Here is a 19,759-nt window from a genome sequence, read left to right as displayed (position 1 = left end):
TCGCGCGCCCGCCGCGTCCGGTGTTCCCCGGTCAGGGCTGTACGCGGGCTCGACCGGACGTCGAGCCGGTCCCGACACGCTGGTCGAGCGCGCGTCGCCACGACGGGTGCCCGTACACAGGCACGGACCCGCTCCGTGGCTCCGCCCGGCCCGAGCCCCGTGACGAAGGAGCTGATCCACGCCACATGGCCACCACCGAGGTCACCGAGACCATCCACAGCACGCGGGCCGCCGCAGGCCCGGCCGCCGGTCCCCTCGAGGAGGAGAGAGCCGCCCTGCGGCGCGCCGCCCGGCTCGACGCCCTCCTGGGAGACCCGTACGACCCGGCCAACCCGCACGGCATCGCCGAGCTCCTCGCCGCCGACAAGCGGTGCGAGCCGCCCGCCGCGACCGAGCGGCTGCTCGCCGCGAGCGGGCTGGGCGCGGAGTTCGTCCCCGCCGAGTTCGGCGGCCGGCTGACCCGGGCCGACCTGCTCGTCAAGGCCCTGCGTCCGGTGTTCCGCCGCGATGTCGCCCTCGGCTTCGGCTACGGCATCACCTCGCTCTTCAGCACCGCCGCCGTCTGGGCCGCAGGGACCCCCCGGCAGCGCGCCGACACGGCCGCGCTGCTGCTCGACGGCGGGCGGGTCTCGATCCTGCACCACGAGGTCGCGCACGCGAACGCCATCCTGCGCGACGAGTTCACCGCCACCCCCGGCGCGGTCGGCTACACCCTCAGCGGCCGCAAGGACGTCATCATGAACGCGTCCCGTGCGGGTGCGTACGTCGTCTACGCCCGCACTTCGCCCGAACGCGGCCCCCGCAGCCACTCCGTACTGCTGCTGCGCCCCGACGAGCTGCCTGCCGGCGGGGTGGAGCAGCTGCCCCGGGTGCCCACTCCCGGCATGCGCGGCGGGCTGTTCTCCGGCCTGGAGTTCAACGGCTGCCCGGTGCCTTCCGGCGCCCTGGTCGGTCGCCCCGGGGAAGGCGTGGCCCTGGCCCTGCGGACCTTCCAGGTCAACCGCTGCCTGATTCCCGGACTCGCCGTCGCGGCCGCCGACACCGTCCTGCACTCCGCGGTCCGGGCGGTTTCGGCCGGGCGCGACGGGCGTACCGTCCGCCGCTGGCAGAAGCCCCTCACCGGGGTCTTCGCCGACCTGCTGGCCTGCGACAGCATGGCCACGGTCGCGCTGCGCGCGCTCAGCCTGCTGCCCGAGCGCGCCCACGTGCTGGCCGCCGCCGTCAAGTACGTCGTCCCGGACCTGCTGCGCGAGGACCTGGAGGCGCTGTCCTCCGTGCTCGGCTCGCACGGCTACGAGCACGGCAGCCCGCAGTACGGGTCCCTGGACAAGCTGATGCGCGACCTGCCGGTGGCCGGGCTCGGCCACGCGGGCACGGCGGCCTGCCAGGCCGTCATCGTGCCCCAGCTGCGCAGCATGGCGGAGCGCTCCTGGTTCCGCGCCGAGGAGGCGCCGCCGGAGCTGTTCCGCGCCGGAGCCGAACTGCCGGCGCTCGACTACCGGTTGCTCGGCATCGCCAGCGGTGACGACTTCCTCTCCGCCTCGCTGGTCGGCTCGGCCGCCCGCCTCGCGGGCAGCCGTGCCGTCGGCGGCCACCTGGCCGTGCTCGGCGAGCTCGCCGAGACCTTCGTCAACGAGCTGCGCGACCTGCGGGCCCGGTGCCTGCGCATCCCGGACGGCCGGGCCGCGCTGACCGACCCCGCCGTGGTCGTCCTCAGCGACCGCTTCGCCCTGGTCCTGGCCGCGGCCTCGGTGCTCGGCGTCTGGGAGGCCCAGGACGGCTCGGACCCGTTCCTCGCCGAGCCCGCCTGGGCGGTCCTGGCCCTGACCCGGCTCGGCCGACGACTGGGCATCGCCGTACCCGAACTGCCCGACGGCTGCCTGGAGCAGGTGCTGGACGAACTCGTCCGCCGCTACCGCGGGGGCTTCAGCTGCGACCTCGACGGCCGAGAGCTGGTGCGGTGACCGCGCCCCACGACCTTCGGCACAACGCTCAGGAGGAACGATTCCCCATGCAGGACCAGCCGGATCCGCCCCGTATCGCGCCGCCCGTGCACGTCCCCGGGCCCGACGGCCCGTGGGACGCGGTGCACGAGGCCCTGGACAACAACGGCAGCGCCGTCGTGTACGCCACCTGGGGGGAATGGCTGACCTCGGCCCTGGCCGACCCGGAGCTGCGCCCGCTGCTGGGCCGCGACTGGCAGCGCTACCGCAACACGGCGGACACCGCCGTCCGCTACCGCTTCGTCACGTCCCGGATGATCATCAAGTACACGGCCGCCGCCGCGCTGCGCACCGCGCCCGCCGGACTCGACCTCGCGTACAAGCTCGGAGGCCGCCCCTTCATCCGGGGCCTCGACCAGATCGACGTCAGCCTCAGCCACACGGACGACCTGATCGCGGTCGGCGTCGGCCGCACCGGCCGGATCGGCGTGGACGTGGAGCCGGCCGACCGCAGGATGTCCTACGAACTGCTGCGCGGGCACATGTGCACCCCCGCCGAACACGCCGAGCTGGAGCGGATGTCCCAGGACCGGCAGGCCTCCGAACTGCTGCGCCTGTGGACCCTGAAGGAGGCGTACACCAAGGCTCTGGGCCAGGGGCTGCAACTGGGCTTCACCGAATTCGGCTTCGGGCTGGAGAGCGGAGGCCTCCTCGGCCCGGACGGGACCCCGGCCGCCCAAGGGGAATGGGCCTTCTCCACCCACCAAGTGCTCGGTGGCCGCTACCTGCTCAGCACCGCCTGCCACGACACCGGACTGGACACGGCCAAGGACACCACCGTGCACACGATGCTGGACGGGGCCTTCATGGACGCGGTGGAGGACGCCCTCTTCACGGGCTGACCCGCCGCGCGCGGGGACGCGTACGAGCCCGGCCGACGGATCGTCGGCCGGGCTCGTGACGTGCGGGGTGCGGGGTCCGCGGCGGGGCTGTCAGACCGTGCTCACGGCCGGGGTACGGGCCTCCTCGCTCCCGGCTTCGGAAGCGTCGGAGTCCTGCGCGTCGGCGGGCGGCGCCACATTGCGCGGGATGGCCAGGGCGAACAGGCCGCCGACGAAGACCACGACCACGCCGACCCAGACGGCCGGGTGCATTCCGTCCACGAACTGCTGAGCACTGGCGGCGCTTCCGTTGCGCACGAAGACCGTGGAGAGCACGGCGATGCCGAGCGCGCCGCCGATCTCCCGGAAGGTGGTGTTCGCGCCCGAGGCCTTGCCCTGCATGTCCTGCGAGACCGAGCCGAGGACGACCGCGGCGGTCGGGGCGAAGGCGAAGCCCATGCCGGCGCCGCCGAGCATCATGGCCGCGAACATGTGGGAGTACGGGGTGTTGTCGGTGGCCACCAGGTTGATCCAGGCGAGGCCCGCCGCCTGGAGGAAGAGGCCGAGCGCCATGAGGCGGCCGCCGCCGACCCGGTCGGTGAACGCGCCCGCCAGCGGGGCGATGAACATCGGCATCAGGGTCCAGGCCAGGGTCAGCAGGCCGGCGTGGAACGGGGTGCGGTGCGGGGCGATCTGGAGGTACTGGGACAGCAGGAAGATCGAGCCGAAGACGCCGAAGTACATCGTCGCGGAGACGATGTTGGTCATGACGAAGGCGCGGAGTCGGTAGAGGCCCAGCGGCAGCACCGGCTGGGCGGCGCGGGCCTCCCAGAGCACGAAGGCCACGAGCAGCACGGCGCCGCCGGCGAACGCGCTCAGGATGCGGCCGTCGCTCCAGCCGTCCTCCGAGCCGTTGACGATCGCCCAGACCACGGCGGTCAGGCCGCCGGTGGCCAGCACCATGCCCAGCGGGTCCAGCCGGGCTCCGGCCAGCTTGCTCTCGTCGAGGACCTTGAGCACCAGCGGAATGGCGATCACGCAGACGGGGACGTTGATCCAGAAGATCCACTGCCAGGCGATGCCGTCGACCACGGCGCCGCCGACGACCGGGCCGAAGGCCACGGCGAGGCCGCTGAACGCGGACCACAGGCCGAGGGCCAGGCTGCGCTTCTTGGCGGGGACCGCCTGCGCGAGCAGGGTCATCGACAGGGGCATGACGGCGGCTGCGCCGATGCCCTGGAGGGCGCGGCCGGTGATCAGCTCGGTGGTGGAGTCGGAGAGGCCGCAGTAGATGGAGGACAGCGTGAAGATCGTGATGCCCAGGACGAACACCTTGCGGCGGCCGAAGCGGTCGCCGAGGGCGGCTCCGGTGAGCAGCAGACAGGCGAACGCCAGCACGTAGGCGTTGACGAACCACTGCAGGTCCTGCGTGTCCGCCTTCAGTTCACGGGCGAGGGTGGGCAGGGCGGTGGACACCACGAGGTTGTCAAGCGCGACCATGAACATCGGGACGCTGGCCGCCACGATCGACAGCCACAGCGGGACGCGGCGAGTCGCGCCGCCATCTAGCGTGCTCATAAGGGGTTCTCCAGAAGAGAAGGGGTCACCCGCGGGGTCCCCGCGGGGTGGGAGGGCGATCGGAGGCACTGGGCGGCGCGGCTGTGGGAGCCCGGCCCGGGGCGGGGGTTCCCCGGGCCGGGAGTGTTGAGGGGGACGCGGCCAGGAGTGGGGGGCGCGACCGGGAATCGGGACGTGCGGGTCACGAGTCGGTCTTGGCGGAGTCCGCGAGGAACTGCTCGTCGAGGCGCTTCCTGGCATCGGTCCAGTCGAGCGGAAGGCCGCCCGGCGGAAGCTCCCAGAAGGTGAAGACGGAGGTGCGCATGGTGGAGCGGAGCTCGCCCATGATGCTGCGGTGCGGTTCCGCCCTGGCGTAGGCGTAGACCGCGTCGCGGCTCTCCCAGGCGGACAGCGTCCAGAAGGTGCGCTTGAGGGGCTGGGCGATCAGCGAGGCCTCGACCGCTCCCGGGGAGGTCTTCAGCTGGGCCCAGGCGGAGAGGGCGCGCAGGAAGAAGCGCGGGACGTCGGAGCCGGACTTCACCTCGAAGCGCGAGGCCATGACGTACACCCGGGTGTCGGTGGGGAGCGGCTTGCTGCTCTTCCAGGAAAGTTTCGGCACCGTAACTCTCGCCTTCAGTATTGGGGAGTGGCAGTATCCATAGTAGAGAGTGGAACTGACCAATAGCTAGTCGAGAGCAGGATGAGATGCGCATCTCCGAGTTGAGCCGCCGCAGCGGGGTGCCGGTCACGACCATCAAGTACTACCTCCGCGAGGGATTGCTTCCGCCCGGCCGTCCCACGGCCGCGAACCAGGCGGACTACGACGAGTCGCACGCCCGGCGGCTCCGGCTCGTCCGGGCCCTGGTCGGGGTCCGGGGGCTGAGCGTCAGCGCCGCCAAGGACGTACTCGGCGGGATCGGTGAACACGAGGGGGATGTCCACCAGCTCCTCGGCATCGTCCTCGGCTCCGCGGGAACGGCGGGCGCCGCCGCGGCCGCGCAGGCCGGGGCGGAGCCGCCGCGGCCCCGCATGGCCGAGGTCGACGCCCTCCTGGACTCCCTGGGGTGGGAGGTCTCGGACAACGCCCCCACCAAGGGGGTCATCGCCGAGACTCTGGAGACGCTGGGCGACCTCGGTATCGAGTACGACTGGAAGAAACTGGTCCCGTACGCGGAACTCGCCGGGCAGATCGCCTCCGTGGACCTCGACGGGATCCAGGACCTGGCGGACCCGCTCGAACAGGCCGAGCGCGCCCTGGTGCTGACGTTCCTCCTGGAACCGGTGCTGATGGCCCTGCGCCGGCTCGCGCAGGAACACCAGTCGGCCGTCCGCCGCCGCGGCCCTTCCGCGGACATCAGCCCCGCAGCTCCTTGATCAGCTGGGCCGCGGCCTCGGCGCCCGAGGAGAACCCGGCCTCGTGCGAGCCGATCTGGTCCCAGCCCAGCTTCTTGGAGTGGAAGTAGGAGCCGGCCAGCTTCACCCGCGTGCCCTCGTTGACGTTGTATATGTCCGCCTGGAGGTTGCGGACGTTGATGTCGATGATCGGGTGGGTGTACGGGAACTCCGCGATCACCGTCTCCTGGTCGACCTCCAGCGGGTAGTCGAGGGTGACGAAGTAGTCCTTCTCGGCGGTGAAGCCGTGCAGCTTGTTCATGTAGTAGGCGACGTACTGGCGCGCCTCGCCGCCCGCCTCGACCTGGCCGTAGTTCCACGCCTCCCAGCGGTCCTTGGTCGGAGGCATCACCGACGGGTCGGTGTGCAGCACCACGCGCGAGGAGCTGTAGCGGACGGGCGTCAGCACCTCCTTCTGGCGCGGGCTCGGGTTGGCCAGCAGCGCGAGGGCCTCGTCGGCGTGGGCGCCCACGATGACGTAGTCGAACTGCTCGCTGCCGTTCGCCGTGGTGACGGTGGCCCCGGAGCCGTCCTCCGCCTGGTGGATCGCGGTGACCGGCTCGGCCGTGCGCAGCTCGGCGCCGATCGCGGCGATCGCCTTGCGGACGTAGGAGATGGAGCCGCCGCCGACGGTGCGCCAGTCCACGCGGCGCCCGCCGAGGCCGCCCTCGTCGTGGCCCAGGTAGAACGCGATCACGGTCGAGGCGGGGATCTCCCAGATCAGCTCGGCCGGTACCGACCACACGGCCGAGCAGAGCAGGATCACGTAGGAGTAGCGGAAGGCCTGGCTGTAGTTCCCGCGGTCGAGGTACTCGCCGAGGGGGATGTCCGCCTTCTTGCGCAGGAAGTCGCGGCGGCCCTCCTCGTGGAAGCGGCGGGCCTCGTGCCAGATGGTGACGAACTCCTCCGAGTAGCGGGCGGTGACCTCCTCCTCGCTCAGGTCGAGCTCCTCGGTGCCGTACTCCAGCCCGCTGTTCAGGTCGAAGAAGTTGAAGCCGCCGAGGTGCTCGACCGCCTCCACGCCCAGCTCGTCGAAGAAGCCGAACAGGTTCGGGTACGCGGGACGGTTGAAGACGACGAAGGCCGTGTCGATCCCGAGGACCTTGCCGTTCTCCTCCACCTCGACGGTGTTGGCGTGGCCGCCGAGCCGGTCCTCCCGTTCGAAGATCGTGATCTGGGCGTGGTCCCGCAGGTGGTAGGCGGCGGAGATCCCGGCGACGCCTGCGCCGACGACCGCGACGCGGGGAGTGGGATTCTGCGACATGGGAGAGTCCTTCACAGTCAGGTTCAACGGCGGTGTCAGGTGCGGGCGGCGGAGAGGTCGGTGACGCGCTCTGCAAGCGGGAACTGCCAGTGCGAGAACAGCCGGTTCTCCCGGTGCAGATGCCGCAGCACCTGCATCACGTCGTCGATCACGGACTGGTCCGTGACCGCCTCGTGCGGGTACAACTCCCTGCGTACGCGCTCCAACTGGAGCAGCAGTAGAGCGGCGCTGGGAAGCGGGTCCTCGAGCGCCTCGTGCGAGTGAACGTAGGTGAGCACGACCGCCGCTGCGGCGTGCACCAGGCAGTACTCCTTGGACAGGTCGAACAGCTCCGCCGACTGCCCGAAGCCGCGGCCCAGCCGGGCCTTGAGCTCGGCGGCCTTCGAGGCCAGCACACCGATCCGGCCGATCATCTCCTCGGCGACGTCCGCCGCGGCCAGCAGTCGCTCGCGGTCCGCCTCCTTCGCGTCCTTCGCGATCTCCCGGAGCCGGCGCACCCCGTCGGGGCCGGCCAGCACCGCGTCGTCCAGGCCGCCACGGCTGAACAGCTCCTGCCGGGAACCGTCGTAGACCGGCAGCTCGCGGTCCATGCCGAACAGCGTGGCGGCACGCTCGGCCGCTCCGTCGCGGACCTCCTGCGTCGCGCTGCCGGCCGTGGCCAGCAGGCCCTCCAGCTGCTGCCCGATGTTGCGCAGGTTCACCACGGTGTTGCCGTCCGCGATGTTGGCGACCAGGAGATCGCGCAGCATCTTCTGGTACGGCCCGTAGTGCGGGTGGGCGCGCAGGAAGTAGCGCGCCCCCAGGACCACGTTCAGCTGCGACATGGTCTTCTCCAGCAGCGTCGGCGCCAGGTACTTGACCACCGACGACCAGATGCTCAGCTGCTCCGGCGCGGCCTGGATGCTGCGGACCGCGCCCAGGCTCAGCGCGTCCGCGATCATCAGGTCGGCGAACGCCTCGCACAGCTGGCGGCGGCTGTAGGGGACGTCGCTGACCACTCCGCCGAACAGCACCCGCTGCTCGGTGAAGTCGAGGGTGAGCCGCAGCCCGGTGTCGACGGCCGACATCGACAGGCTGCTGATCACGGCGCGTGCCACCTGCGTGGACTTCAGCGCGATCTCCAGCCCCTGGCCCTCGCCACCGACCAGCGCGGAGTCGGGCACGAAGGCGCCCTTGAGCTTCAGGCCGCTGAGGTCGAGCGCCCGTAGCCCGTGCAGCTTCTCGACCGGCAGCTCTTCGACCGCATCGGCCTTCACCTGCCACTTGTCCAGGATGAAGAGGGAGTACGCCCCGGGGCCGTTGCGCTTGCCGGTACGGGCGCACAGGACCATCGTGTCGGCGACCGTGGCGTTGCCGATCAGCCACTTCTCGCCGGTGAGCAGCCAGCCCCCCTCGGTCTTCTCGGCGACCATCTCGTTCGCGATCAGGTCGCTGCCGTGGGCGCGTTCGGTCAGCCCCCAGGAGAGCCCGCCGCCCCGCTTCATGTGCGCGATCAGCCGGCTCTTCTGCTCGTCGGTGCCCGCGATCCACACCGGCATGAAGCTGAGGTTGGTGATCACCAGCGCGGTGGCGGTGGTCGAGTCGCGGCGCGCGACCAGCCGCATCAGGTTGAACCCGGTCTCCACGTTGCCGGCCCGGCCGCCCTGCTCGGCGGGCAGTGAGTACTCGTGCACGCCCCAGCGCCGGAGCTGGCTGACGAACCCGAACGGGTACTCCTCGTGCTCGTCGTGGTCCAGCACCCTGTTGAAGGAGATCCGGCTGCCCGGGTCGTGCGGGTCGCCGAGGTACTCCTCCAGTTCCGCGGCCAGTGCGGTCAGATCGGACTTGGACATCAGGACTCTTCCTGTCGGGTCGTGGTGGCCAGCCGGACGGGCAGGGCGGTGAACAGCCGGCCCGACGCCCGCAGCGCGAGGACCGCGTCGAGCCCGGGCGCCAGTACGGCGCCCCGCCCGCGCGGGTCCGTGCCGTCGGCGCGCGCCAGCAGATAGCCGAGCACCGCGCCCAGCCAGCCGGCGCTGCCGGGCTCCGTTCCGTACAGCGACCGGTCGCGGTTGGCCGCCCACAGGTGGACGGCGCAGCCGGCGGTGTGCAGCCACGCGTACCGCTCGGCCGCGTCCACCAGGGCGTTCGGGTCCGCGCCGGGCAGCCGGGCCGCCCGGGTCAGCTCGCCGAGGCCGGCGACGGCCGCGGCGAGCTCCGCCACCAGGGCGGCCACGGGGGTGCCGTCCTCGTCCCCGGCCAGGGCCTCGGAGACGGCCGCGGCCGCCTCCGGGAGCGCGGCGAGGACGGGGTCCACGCCGCGGGCGAACATGTCGAGCCGGGAGGGCTCGTACGGGGGCAGTACCGCGTCCAGGGTGAACACGGTGGCCACCGCCGCCGGATCGGCCGGGGCCGCACCCTCGGTGAGGGTGGGCACCTGGCCGGCGTAGGACTTCAGGTTGGCCAGCGTGCTCGCGTCGATCACGCGGACCACCGCCGAGTCCCGCTGGAGCTTCTGGAACAGGCCCGCCCCGCCCTCGCCCTCCCGCAGCACCGACCGGGTGGCCAGCACCGCTCCGGCCCGCCGGATCAGCTCGTCCGAGGCCTCCGCCACCACGTGCTTGGCGGCGAGGGCCCAGACCGAGAAGGCCTCCGGCACCACGTGCACCCCGCGCGCCGCGGTCAGCGAGGCCACGTCCGCGGCGAGGAGCGCGGCCGTGGCGACCGACAGCTCGCGGCGCGGCCACGGCGAGGCGGTCAGCACCGTACGGCCCACCTTGCGCTCCACGGCGAAGTCCAGGGCGAGGCGGACGGCGCTGTCCGCGATGCCCAGGCTGCCGGCCATGCTCATCAGGCGGACCGCCTGCTGCGCCTTGACGGCCGCCTCCAGTCCTTCGCCCTCCTTGCCGACCCGGGCGCCGTCCGGCACCGGGAACCCGGTGAAGCGCAGCCGGGCCAGGTCGATCCCGCGCATTCCGTTGGTACGGGCGGCGGGAACGCGCTCGAGGCGCCCCTCGGGCACCTCCCGGAGGTCCAGCAGGACCGCCGAGAAGGCGCCGGGGCCGCGCTCGCCGGTGCGGGCGATCACGTAGACCGCCTCGCACCGCATGCCGAGCCCGACCATCCACTTCTCGCCGTCCAGCAGCCCCTCGGGGCTCAGCCGCACCTGGTTGGTCAGCAGATCGCTGCCGTGCTCCGCCTCCGTGAGCGCGAAGCCCACGGCGCCCCCGCCGCGCAGGATTTCGGCGGCCAGCTGCTGCTGTTCCACCGTCCCGTGCAGCTGGAGGCAGGTCGCCGCGATGATGCTGAACATCGTGCCGGGCATGATGTTGACGTCCCGCCGGGCCGCCGACCGCACGAGGGTCAGACTGCGGTCGAACGACTCGAACGCCCCGCCCCATTCCTTGGGCAGGTAGTTGAGGTGGAACCCCGCCCCGGCCAGCTCCGCACAGAACTCGGCCGGGAACTCCTCGCGCTCGTCACGGCCGACGGCCGCGGCGAACCCGTACGGGTTGGCGTCGTCGGCGGGGTCGCCGAGCAGCGCCTCCAGTTCCTCCGGGGTCAGAAGGCTCATGGCATCTCCGGCGAGGTCTCCAGCGGCACCGGGCGGTAGTCCGCGGCGGTGGCCGGAATGTGCACGCCCGCGTTGCGCAGCTGCGCCAGCCGGGTGTGGAAGGCGGCGCCCCGCATCAGGTGGTGGGCCACTTCGGCCACCCGGCGGTTGCCGGGGGTCTTGAGGTAGCTGCCGGTCACCCAGTCGTTGAAGGAGCCCATCGCCGGACCGCACCAGACCTGGTAGTCCATGGCGCGGTCCGGGTCACCGGTGACCGCCCAGCGCGAGGCCATCCCCAGGTACCACCGGAAGACCAGGGCCATCCGGCGCTTGGGGTTGCCGGCCGCGCGCTCCAGCTGCTCCGGGTCGCGGCGCGAGAAGTAGCTGACGCACTCCTGCCAGACGTCCTCCAGGGGACGGCGGAAGACCTGCGTCTCCAGCTTGGTCCGGTCGGCCTCGGGGATCGACTCCAGCCCGTCGTACGCCTGGTACAGCTCGTACAGCCGGCGGGCCCGCATTGGGAAGAAGGTGCCCTTCTTGAGGACCTGGAGGTCCACGCCCATCTCGAACATGTCGGCCGCCGGAGCCATCTCGCAGTCCGCGATCCCGGCCTCGGCGAGCATCGCCTTGGCCGCCGTGGAGGCACCCGACTCCAGGCAGGACTGGTTGACGGAGCCGGTGACCGCGTAGGCGGCGCCCATCGCGTAGGCCGCGGCGATCGCCACGGGCGTGCCCAGCCCGCCGCCCGCGCCGACCCGGATCGCGGTGGCGTAGTGGTACTCGCGCTGCATGGTGTCGCGCAGCCGCAGGATCGTCGGCAGCAGCGCGGGCAGCGGGCGCCGGTCGGTGTGGCCGCCGGAGTCCGCCTCCACGGTGATGTCGTCGGCCAGCGGCAGATGGCGGGACAGCTCGGCCTGCTCGGAGGTGACCAGGCCCTGCTGCACCAGCGCGTTGACGAGGGCCGCCGGGGCCGGGCGCATGAACAGGCTGGCCGTCTCGGTCCGGGAGATCTTGGCGATCAGCCGGTTGTCGGCGACGACCCGGCCGTCGACGTCCCGGCGCAGGCCGGCCAGCCGGTAGCGCACCACGTGCGGGGTGAGGTCCATGTAGGCGGACGCCTCCACGCAGCGCACCCCGTGGCGCAGGAAGAGCTCGACGGCCTCCCGCTCCAGCCGGTCCTCACTGGGGCTGTGGATCAGGTTGACGGCGAAGGGCAGTCCGGGGATCTCGGCGGCGAACCGGGTCAGTGCCTTCTCGATGTGCTCGGGCAGCAGTCCGGCGGCCCCGAAGGAGGCCAGGAACCCCTCCTTGGCCAGGGCGATCACCATGTCGGCGGACGCGATGCCGCCGGCCATCGCACCGGCCATGTAGGCGTAGCGCACGCCGTGCGCGGCGAGGAAGGAGGCCGAGCCCAGCCGCTCCGGGGGGAGCGGCTGCGCGGCGGCGAGCAGCGGCAGGCCGTCGCCGTCGGCGGTGGCGAAACCGCCGGCGGCGGCACCGATGCCCTCACGGGTGACGGTGATGAAACACGGGTGTTCGAGGTCGGCCAGCACTTGGTAGATACCGGCCGGGTCGATGCTCGGGTTGCGCTCTCCGTACCACCGGAGAGGGGTCTCGAGAGTGTCCATGGGGAACGAAGCTCCTAGGGCTCAGCTGGCGGGCCGTCAGGCCTCGGTGGAACGGACCTCGATGGCCACGTCGGTGAGTTCGTAGATGCGCAGGCCCGGCTTGGAAAGCTCCGCGTCGGCGATGAGCAGCAGGCGCCCCTCTTCGCGGCGCACCTCCTTGATGTGCACGTCGAAGTTGAGCTCCTTGTCGTGGCGCAGGATCTGGCCGCGGTACTTCCAGGCCATCTCCACGTCGGTGGCCATCGCGAACCGGGGCCTCTCGATGCCCTCCGCGAGGTTCTCCTCCATCACGTACAGCCGCATGGCCTGCAGGATCGCCTCGACGCCGAGCGAGCCGGGCATCACCGGGTCGCGGTGGAAGTGGCACTCGAAGTACCACTCGTCGGGGCGGATCTCGCGGTGGCCGTGCAGGTAGCCCTTGCCGTGCCGGCCGCCGTCCTCGACCAGGTCGACCCGGTCGACCAGCGCGTACCGCTCACCGGGCAGGTGCAGGTGGCCGCCGGTGGGGTCGGTGAAGGCCGGCGCGCCCGCCGGGAGCTCGATGCGGCGGATCCGGTCCGGGGCGACCTGCTCCGTCTCGATCCACGGGGCGACGTACTTGCCGTTGTCCAGGCCCACCTGGTTGGAGAGGGCCGCGTCGCTGAAGTAGCCGAAGAGCGATTCGCCGGTGTAGAAGACCTCTCCGTCGGCGGACAGCTCGTAGGAGAAGTTCTGCAGGACGGCGCCGGTGACGGCGCTGGTCATCAGCAGCTTGGAGTGGTGGCGGATGGTCTTGCCGCGCAGGTCGATGTCCTTGACCAGGGTGGCCCGGCCGTCGAGGTTGCGGATCGCGTACTGCTCCTCGGGACGCTTGAGGGTGGCGCCGAGGTAGTAGCCGAGGAAGATGGCCGCCTGGAGGGAGCTCTCCATGTACACGGCGTTGGGCATGTGGGGGTAGGAGTTCTGCTCGTAGTACCAGGCGTCCGGCGGGGAGTCGTACTCCGTGACCATCTCCGAGCCGGGGCCCAGGTTGCCGCGGGTGCCCTTGAGGGACATGACGCGGTCGACGAACTGGAAGGCGCCGTTGGGGATGAACGGCGCCCGGCTGGTGCGGTAGACCTCGAACTCCGGTCCCATCGCGATGTCCAGCTCGCCCTTGGCGGCGTGCGCCAGGTGCATCTCGTTGATCATCGCGGCTTCGCCGCTGCGGTTGCGGCGGCCGAGGAACTTCGGGATGCCGCCGGCCTCCGGGCGGTACGGGGTGCCCTTCTTCTCCAGGACCTGTAGGCCGAGGCCCTTCATCCGGATGACGGGCAGGTCGCCCAGGTAGATCAGCACGTCCGCGATGACCGTGGCGCGGGGCAGGAGCGTGAGCTCCATGACCTCGACCTCGTAGCGGATCTCGGTGTGCTGCTGGGTGATCTGGCCGCGGACCTGGACCTCGATCGGCACGTCCGTGACGCACTGGAATCGGGCGTCCGGCAGCGTCAGGTGCATGCCCTGGTGCAGCAGGTAGACCTGGAGCAGCTGGACCGCGCCCTCGGCCACCAGGGAGCCGGCGAGGACCGGGTCGTCCGGGAAGTGGCACTCGAAGTACCAGGCGTCGGCCTGGAGCTGCTTGGTCGCGCTGATCTTGCCGAGGCCGCGGGGACCGCCCTTGCGGTCGATCGTGACGTCGTCGACCATCCGGAGCTTCTCGTCCGGCAGCCGCAGCGCCGGGTTGATGCCGGGGTCCTGGGCGTGGTCGGGGCCGAAGACGTCACCGGGGCGGCCCTGGGCGAGCAGCTCGAGGTCGGCGGCGTCCAGGTGGTTCTTGTCGGTGTAGGCGAGGGGCTTGAAGTAGCCGCGGGGGAGCGCGGCCCGCTGGGCCTTCTCCTTGTCGGTCATGACGACGCCGATCGGGGTCTCCAGCTCGGCGGCGCTGAAGAAGCCGGCGCAGGCGTTGTGGAGTTCGAGGATCAGCTCGCCGTCGGCGTAGCACTTGTAGCTGAAGAAGAAGAGCGTGGTGTCGCCGTTGTGCACGAACCGGTCGATCGAGATGTCGTAGCGCAGGGTCTGGCCGACCTTGGGCAGCTCGCCGCGGAAGATCAGCGTGCTGTCGAGCAGCCGGTAGACGCGGTCGCCCTTGTTCTTGAAGTCGATCCCGAGGTAGCTGACCAGCAGCAGGTCGCACTGGCCGGCCTCGACGGTGACGGCCGGCGGCACGGCGCCGTCGACCGCGTACCAGGCGTCCTCGGGGACGTCGTACTCGGTGGTGATCGTCGCGGGCTTGAACTCGTGGGTGGTGCCGCTGAGTTCGGTGACGCGGGTGACGAAGTGGTACGGCGGCGCGGGCAGCCGGACGCGCTGGGCGTATCCGTCGATCACACCGAACTCGGGGCCGAACACCTTGGCGACGGAGCCGACGGCGAACTCCAGCAGGTCCGCCTCGTCCCAGATCACCCCGTCCGCCTTGGCGGCGGGCGCGGAGGGAGCGGCGGGCGGGAGAACGGCGGACGCCTCCACGATCCGGGGCGCCGCGGGAGCGGCCGGGGCAGGAGCCGGGGCCTGGACGGCGGCGGGCGCCGGTGCGGCGGCCGGCGGCGCGGCCTGGGTCAGGGCCTGCGGGGCGGCCTGCGGCAGTGCGGGCGCCGAGCCGCCGCGCAGGGCGGCCGGCACCGCGGAGGGGACGCCCAGGAGCGCCTCCGCCCGGCTGAGCGTGGCGTCCTGGAGGATCCGCTGGGTCTCCATGACCACGGAGTGGGTGGCGACCATCTGCCGCCGGATGTCACGGACCAGATCGGCGGCGGGCGAGGCCGAGTCGGAGGGAGCGGTGGCGCCGGACGGAGCGGCGGCAGCGGCGCGGACCGGGGCCTGGGCGGCCGGAGCCGGACGGACCGTGAGTTCGGCGTCGGGAGCCGTGGATGCCGCGGGGACCGGGGGCGCCGGGTCGGCGGCCGGCTGGACGGCGGAGGGCACCGGAGGCGCCCACGGAAGGAAGGAGATCGGTTCGCCGTCGAAGGCGATGACCTCCGGGTCGGCCAAGGTCGGGTCGGCAGGCATGAGGCTTGGGTCCTCCGGCGGTACGGACGGGACGGGTGCGGGGGTGACGGGGGCGGTGGCTGCTACCGGAGCGGTGGCGGCGGGCGCCGGAGTGGTGGCGGACACGGGCACGGGAGCGGTGGCGGGCGACGCGGAGGACGCGCCGGAAGCGAGAGCGGCGAGTTCTGCGGCGATGCGCGCCGGGACGGGCCGGGCACCGCCGACCTTGAACCGGGAGGCACGGGCGGAGGAGACCGAGGCAGTGGCCCGCGGGGTCCCCAGCAGCGGCGTCAGATCGACGTCGAGACCGTGGCCGACCAGCCGCGCCACGAGCTGGGCGATCGACTTGGCGGCGGGCACTCCGCGCCGGTCCACCGACACGGCCACGTGTGCGGAGTCGCCGAGCGTGTCCTTGACCCACCGCGAGCAGGTCGAGCTCGGGCCGACCTCCAGGAAGTAGCGGAAACCGCGGTCGTAGGCGCCCTGCACCAGACGGGGGAAGTCGATCTCGGAGCGCAGCGTGTGTGCGATGCGCCGGGAGATCTCCTGGCGGTCGATGCCGGACAGCGCCTCGTAGTCGTACGCGCTGAACAGCTCCAGATCGCCGGTCGAACCCGTCGGGTAGTCGTTGAGACCGGCGAGGCCCTCCAGTTCCGCGTCCACGGCCGGGCAGTGCATCACGACGTTGACGGGGGAGCGCGCCGAGGGGCAGCCCAGCTCCTTGATCAGGGCGCGGCACTGGGCCGGCTCGCCGGCGATCACCAGTTCGGTGTGCGTGTTGACGTGCGTCAGGTACACCCGGTCGTAGCGGGTCAGCGCCTCGCGCACGGTGGCCGCGTCGGTGAGCAGCACATGGCTGGCCCACACGTCCGCGTCCGGGGTGTCCTCGGGCAGTCCCCACAGTTCGCGCACGGTGCGGCGCGGACCGCACAGCCGGTCCTTGAAGATCGGCGTGTTGCTGATCAGGCCGTCGGTACGGCCCTCCGGACGCCAGCCGCCCGTGGCGAACAGCATGCTCGACTCGCCCAGGCTGTAGCCGAATCCGCCGTGCGCGGTGATGCCCAGCACTTCACGGAGCAGGTCCGTGTAGAGGATCGAGAAGCTGGTGCCGGTGGCGAGCATGAAGGGGATGTCCTCGCCCAGCCCCGCCTCGATGCCCATCAGCTCCCGGCGCCCGGGCGTGACCTGGGTGCGCGGGTACAGCTGCGCGGCGCGGATCAGCCGGGCCGGCTCGTCCGTCTGGCCCTCGAAGCGGTCCAGCAGACCCGGGAAGGCCCGGAAGAAGTCCTGGCCGAGCCCCGGGTACGAGTTGAACGCGCCGGGGTAGACCAGCGCGACCTTGCCGTCCGGGCCGATCGGGCGGGCGGTGAAGAAGCTGCCGACCGGGGTGGCCCACTCGCCTTCCTTGGCGTACACCCCCGGCAGGTCGCGCGAGGCCAGGTCCAGCTGGGCCCGCAGCTCGTCGGCGTCCTTGCCGACCAGCACCACGCGCAGCGCCCTGCCCCGCAGGTTGGCGGCCGCCGCGTGGCCCAACTCGTAGGGATCGCGGCCCTCTTGGAGCAGGTCGCGGTGGAGTGCGATCAGGGTGAGCAGGTCGTCCAGGCTGTCCGCGGCGAGCGGCAGCAGCACCGGTCCGTCCGCGCGCCGCCAGTCGGAGACCGCGACCGAGCCGCGGGTGGTGTCCGCCGAGAGCACCAGGTGCCCGTGGGCGCCGCTGCCGCCGATGAAGCTCATGGCCGCGTACCGGCGGTCGTTCTTCGCCGCCCGCAGCCAGGGACGCGAGGCGTCGGGAACGTACAGCGCCGAAGCGGCGAAGTCCCCGGCCAGTTCCTCGGCCGGACGGCTCCAGCCGCGGGTACCCGGCAGATAGCCGTGGTGCAGGCTCAGCACGGACCGGATCAGCCCGGCCATGCCCGCCGCCGAACCGGCGTCGCCGATCTGCGCCTTGGCGCTGCCGAGGGCCACACTGGCGTTCTCGGCGGGGTACACCCGGGACAGCGCCGAGATCTCGGCCCGGTCCGCGGCCGCCGTACCGCCCGCGTGGGCCTCCAGGTAGCCGATGTCGGCGGCCGTGACGCCCGCCGCCGTCAGCGCGGCCTCGGCCGCGGCCGTCAGGGTGGCGGCGTCGGCCTCGGGCAGGGCGCCGTCGACCGGGGCCGCGTGCCGGATGGCGATCGATTCGAGGCGTGCGTACACCGTCGACTTCGACTCGCCGGGACGGGTGACGACGATGGCACCCGCGCCCTCGCCGATGCGGCGGCCCCGGCTGCCCTCGCCGAAGGTCAGGCCGGCTTCGGCCACCACCTCGGGCGTCAGCAGCAGGTTCTCCGCCGATCCCGCCAGGTCCACCGCGCCGACCAGGACCGACTCGATGCTCGGGTCGAGCAGCAGCAGCCGCGCGACCTCCAGCGCCTCGGCGGTGCCCGAACCGTCGGAGGAGACGGTGAAGGAGGGGCCGGTCAGGTTCCACAGGGAGGAGATCCGGCTGGCCATGACGTTGCCGATGTAGCTCAGGACCTCGTTGGCGGTGATCGGGTCGACCACCGCGTCGCGGCCCACGGCCGTCAGCGCGGCCAGCTGCTCCTCGTCGACGGGCACCCCGGCCCGCTCGAACTCCTGGCGCAGGAACGGCCCGAGCGTGTAGCGGGACAGCCGCAGGTGGGTGGTGGGCTCCATCTCCATCGCCACCACCACCGCGACCCGGCGCGGCTCGGGCGAGGTGCGCCCGGCCGGGACGGCACGGCTGTAGCCGGCGTCCCGCAGCGCCTCGTCGGCGACCTTGGTGGCCAGCGCGTGCTGCAGGTTGTACGTACGCAGGTCCGCCGGCGGGATCTTCTGGTCGACCGGGTCGATGCCGACCCCGTCGACGAAGGCGCCCTGCGGCAGCGCGTCGGGCGACACCCCGGTCGCGGTTTCCAGCGAGCCGCCCCGGGTCTGGTCCAGCCCGCGCCAGCGGCGCTCGGGCAGCGGGACCAGCGCGTCGGAGCCGTGGTGCACGGCCCGCTCGAACTCTTCTACGGAGCCCAGCGCACCGAAGTGCGCGCCGAGCCCCACGACGTCGAGGGCGGGCAGGTGGGCCTCGGCCCCCGCCTCGGCCGCGGCCGCCTGCGGGTCCTGCTCGGAGAGGATCACGTGCGCGTTCGTGCCGCCGAAGCCGAAGGCGGAGACCGCACCGCGGCGCGGGCCCTCGCCCTCGGGCCAGTCGCGGGCCGAGCGCACCAGCGTGCCCTCGCCGACCGCGCCGTCCTTGGAGGAGACCAGCTGCTCCACGCCGATCGTCGGCGGGATGCGGCCGTTGCCCATCGAGAGGATGACCTTGAGCATGCTGCTGAGCCCGGCCACGGTGAGCAGGTGGCCGATGTTGCCCTTGACCGAGCCGATCAGCGGCACCCGGCCGGCGGCGCCGAAGAACTCGGCCACCGATCCGGCCTCGGTGACGTCGCCGATGGGCGTGCCGGTGGCGTGGCACTCCAGGTAGTCGATGCCGGCCGGGTCGATGCCGGCCTGCGCGTACGCGAGTTCGTACGACTGCAGTTGGCCGCCGCCCTGCGGGACCAGCAGGTGGCGTCCGGCGCCGTCGTTCGTCAGGCCGATGCCGTCGATCACGGCGTAGACCCGGTCGCCGTCGCGCTGGGCGTCCGCCAGCCGCTTGACCGCGACCATGCCCGCGCCCTGGCCGGTGAGGATGCCGCCGGAGCGGGAGTCGAAGGGCTGGCTGAACCCGTCGCGCGGGTACGCCTGCAGGTCCGAGAAGGACAGGTGGATCAGGGTGGGGTCCGGCGCGCAGACGCCGCCGGCCAGGACCAGGTCGGCCTGACCGGCCGCGAGGTGGTCGCAGGCCAGCTTCAGTGCGTACAGGGCGGAGGAGCAGGCAGCGTCGAGGGCGTAACGGGGGCCGCCGAGACCGAGCGCGGTCGCGGTCACACCGACCGGGGAGCCGCTGGGACGCAGGTCCTCGGGGTTCAGCGCCTTGGCGTCGATCTGCGAGCCGCCCGGCGCGAGGGCGCCGAGGGCCGGGTGGCCGCCCTGGCGCAGGCCCTCCAGTACGGCCTCCTGCACCAGCGGCACGCTGACCTCGGCCGAAGCGAGGGTGGGGAAGGAGTAGTTGCCCAGGATCAGACCGGTGCGCGCCAGTATCTCGGGGCGGTCCGCGTGTCCGCTGTCGCGCAGCGCCTCCCTGGCCACGTGCATGGACCAGTGGAAGATCCGGTCGAGCCCCGACAGGTGGCCGGGGTCGAGGAGGTAGCCGGAGGGGTCGAAGTCGAAGTCGGTGATGAAGCCGCCCCGACGGCAGTAGATCTCGTGCTGGGGGTCGGTGTCCCGGTTGTCGAGGGCGGGGCCGAAGACCTCCTCCCCGCCTTCGCTGCGGCTGTCCACCCCGGAGCTGAGGTTCTGCCAGAACTCGGCAGGGGTCTCAGCTCCCGGGAACAGGCAGGAGAGGCCGACGATCGCGTACTTGCTCATGAGAGCTTTGGGGTCCCTTCTGAGGGGCGGCCGGCCCGGACGGCTCGCGTGGGACGAGTACCGTCCGGGCCGACACGACCGCTTGCGTCAGATACGAA

General features: G+C 72.2%; 10 protein-coding genes. 3 read left to right on the top strand and 7 right to left on the bottom strand.

From position 1 onward, the window contains the following. Positions 1 to 185: 185 nt before the first annotated feature. Positions 186 to 1,964: an acyl-CoA dehydrogenase gene (locus tag OG490_RS38905; protein WP_330301475.1), complete on the top strand. Its 1,779-nt coding sequence runs from the start codon at positions 186 to 188 to the stop codon at positions 1,962 to 1,964. 47 nt (positions 1,965 to 2,011) lie between these two features. Beyond that, positions 2,012 to 2,845, top strand: coding sequence for a 4'-phosphopantetheinyl transferase family protein (locus tag OG490_RS38900; RefSeq protein WP_330301474.1), 834 nt, complete (start codon positions 2,012 to 2,014; stop codon positions 2,843 to 2,845). A gap of 90 nt (positions 2,846 to 2,935) precedes the next feature. On the opposite strand, the gene OG490_RS38895 is transcribed toward OG490_RS38900, so the two are convergent. Then, a complete protein-coding gene (locus OG490_RS38895) occupies positions 2,936 to 4,402 on the bottom strand; it encodes an MFS transporter (RefSeq protein WP_330301473.1) in 1,467 nt (488 codons plus the stop codon). A gap of 181 nt (positions 4,403 to 4,583) precedes the next feature. Then, entirely contained in the window at positions 4,584 to 5,000 is a 417-nt protein-coding gene (locus OG490_RS38890) for a DUF3291 domain-containing protein (protein ID WP_443066023.1), read from the bottom strand. Positions 5,001 to 5,086: 86 nt separating this feature from the next. Here OG490_RS38890 and OG490_RS38885 point away from each other — a divergent pair, with 86 nt between their 5' ends. Further along, complete coding sequence (locus OG490_RS38885) at positions 5,087 to 5,755, top strand: MerR family transcriptional regulator (protein WP_330301472.1); 669 nt, start codon at positions 5,087 to 5,089, stop codon at positions 5,753 to 5,755. On the opposite strand, the gene OG490_RS38880 is transcribed toward OG490_RS38885, so the two are convergent. From OG490_RS38880 to OG490_RS38860, 5 genes are read right to left on the bottom strand one after another with little or no spacing between them, the layout of a single operon-like run. Next, complete coding sequence (locus OG490_RS38880) at positions 5,736 to 7,037, bottom strand: NAD(P)/FAD-dependent oxidoreductase (protein ID WP_330301471.1); 1,302 nt, start codon at positions 7,035 to 7,037, stop codon at positions 5,736 to 5,738. The genes OG490_RS38885 and OG490_RS38880 overlap by 20 nt on opposite strands. A gap of 35 nt (positions 7,038 to 7,072) precedes the next feature. After that, positions 7,073 to 8,869 carry an acyl-CoA dehydrogenase family protein gene (locus OG490_RS38875; protein WP_330301470.1) on the bottom strand — a complete coding sequence of 599 codons (1,797 nt, stop codon included), beginning with the start codon at positions 8,867 to 8,869 and terminating at the stop codon, positions 7,073 to 7,075. After that, positions 8,869 to 10,590: an acyl-CoA dehydrogenase family protein gene (locus OG490_RS38870; RefSeq protein WP_330301469.1), complete on the bottom strand. Its 1,722-nt coding sequence runs from the start codon at positions 10,588 to 10,590 to the stop codon at positions 8,869 to 8,871. The genes OG490_RS38875 and OG490_RS38870 overlap by 1 nt, the downstream gene beginning before the upstream one ends. Further along, on the bottom strand, positions 10,587 to 12,197 hold the full coding sequence (locus OG490_RS38865) for a PfaD family polyunsaturated fatty acid/polyketide biosynthesis protein (protein ID WP_330301468.1): 1,611 nt from the start codon (positions 12,195 to 12,197) through the stop codon (positions 10,587 to 10,589). The genes OG490_RS38870 and OG490_RS38865 overlap by 4 nt, the downstream gene beginning before the upstream one ends. A 36-nt stretch (positions 12,198 to 12,233) precedes the next feature. Beyond that, entirely contained in the window at positions 12,234 to 19,661 is a 7,428-nt protein-coding gene (locus OG490_RS38860; protein ID WP_330301467.1) for a beta-ketoacyl synthase N-terminal-like domain-containing protein, read from the bottom strand. Positions 19,662 to 19,759: the final 98 nt, after the last annotated feature.

Source organism: Streptomyces sp. NBC_00503 (genome assembly GCF_036346895.1).
Classification (GTDB): Bacteria; Actinomycetota; Actinomycetes; order Streptomycetales; family Streptomycetaceae; genus Streptomyces.
This window is presented reverse-complemented; position numbering and strand designations above follow the sequence as displayed.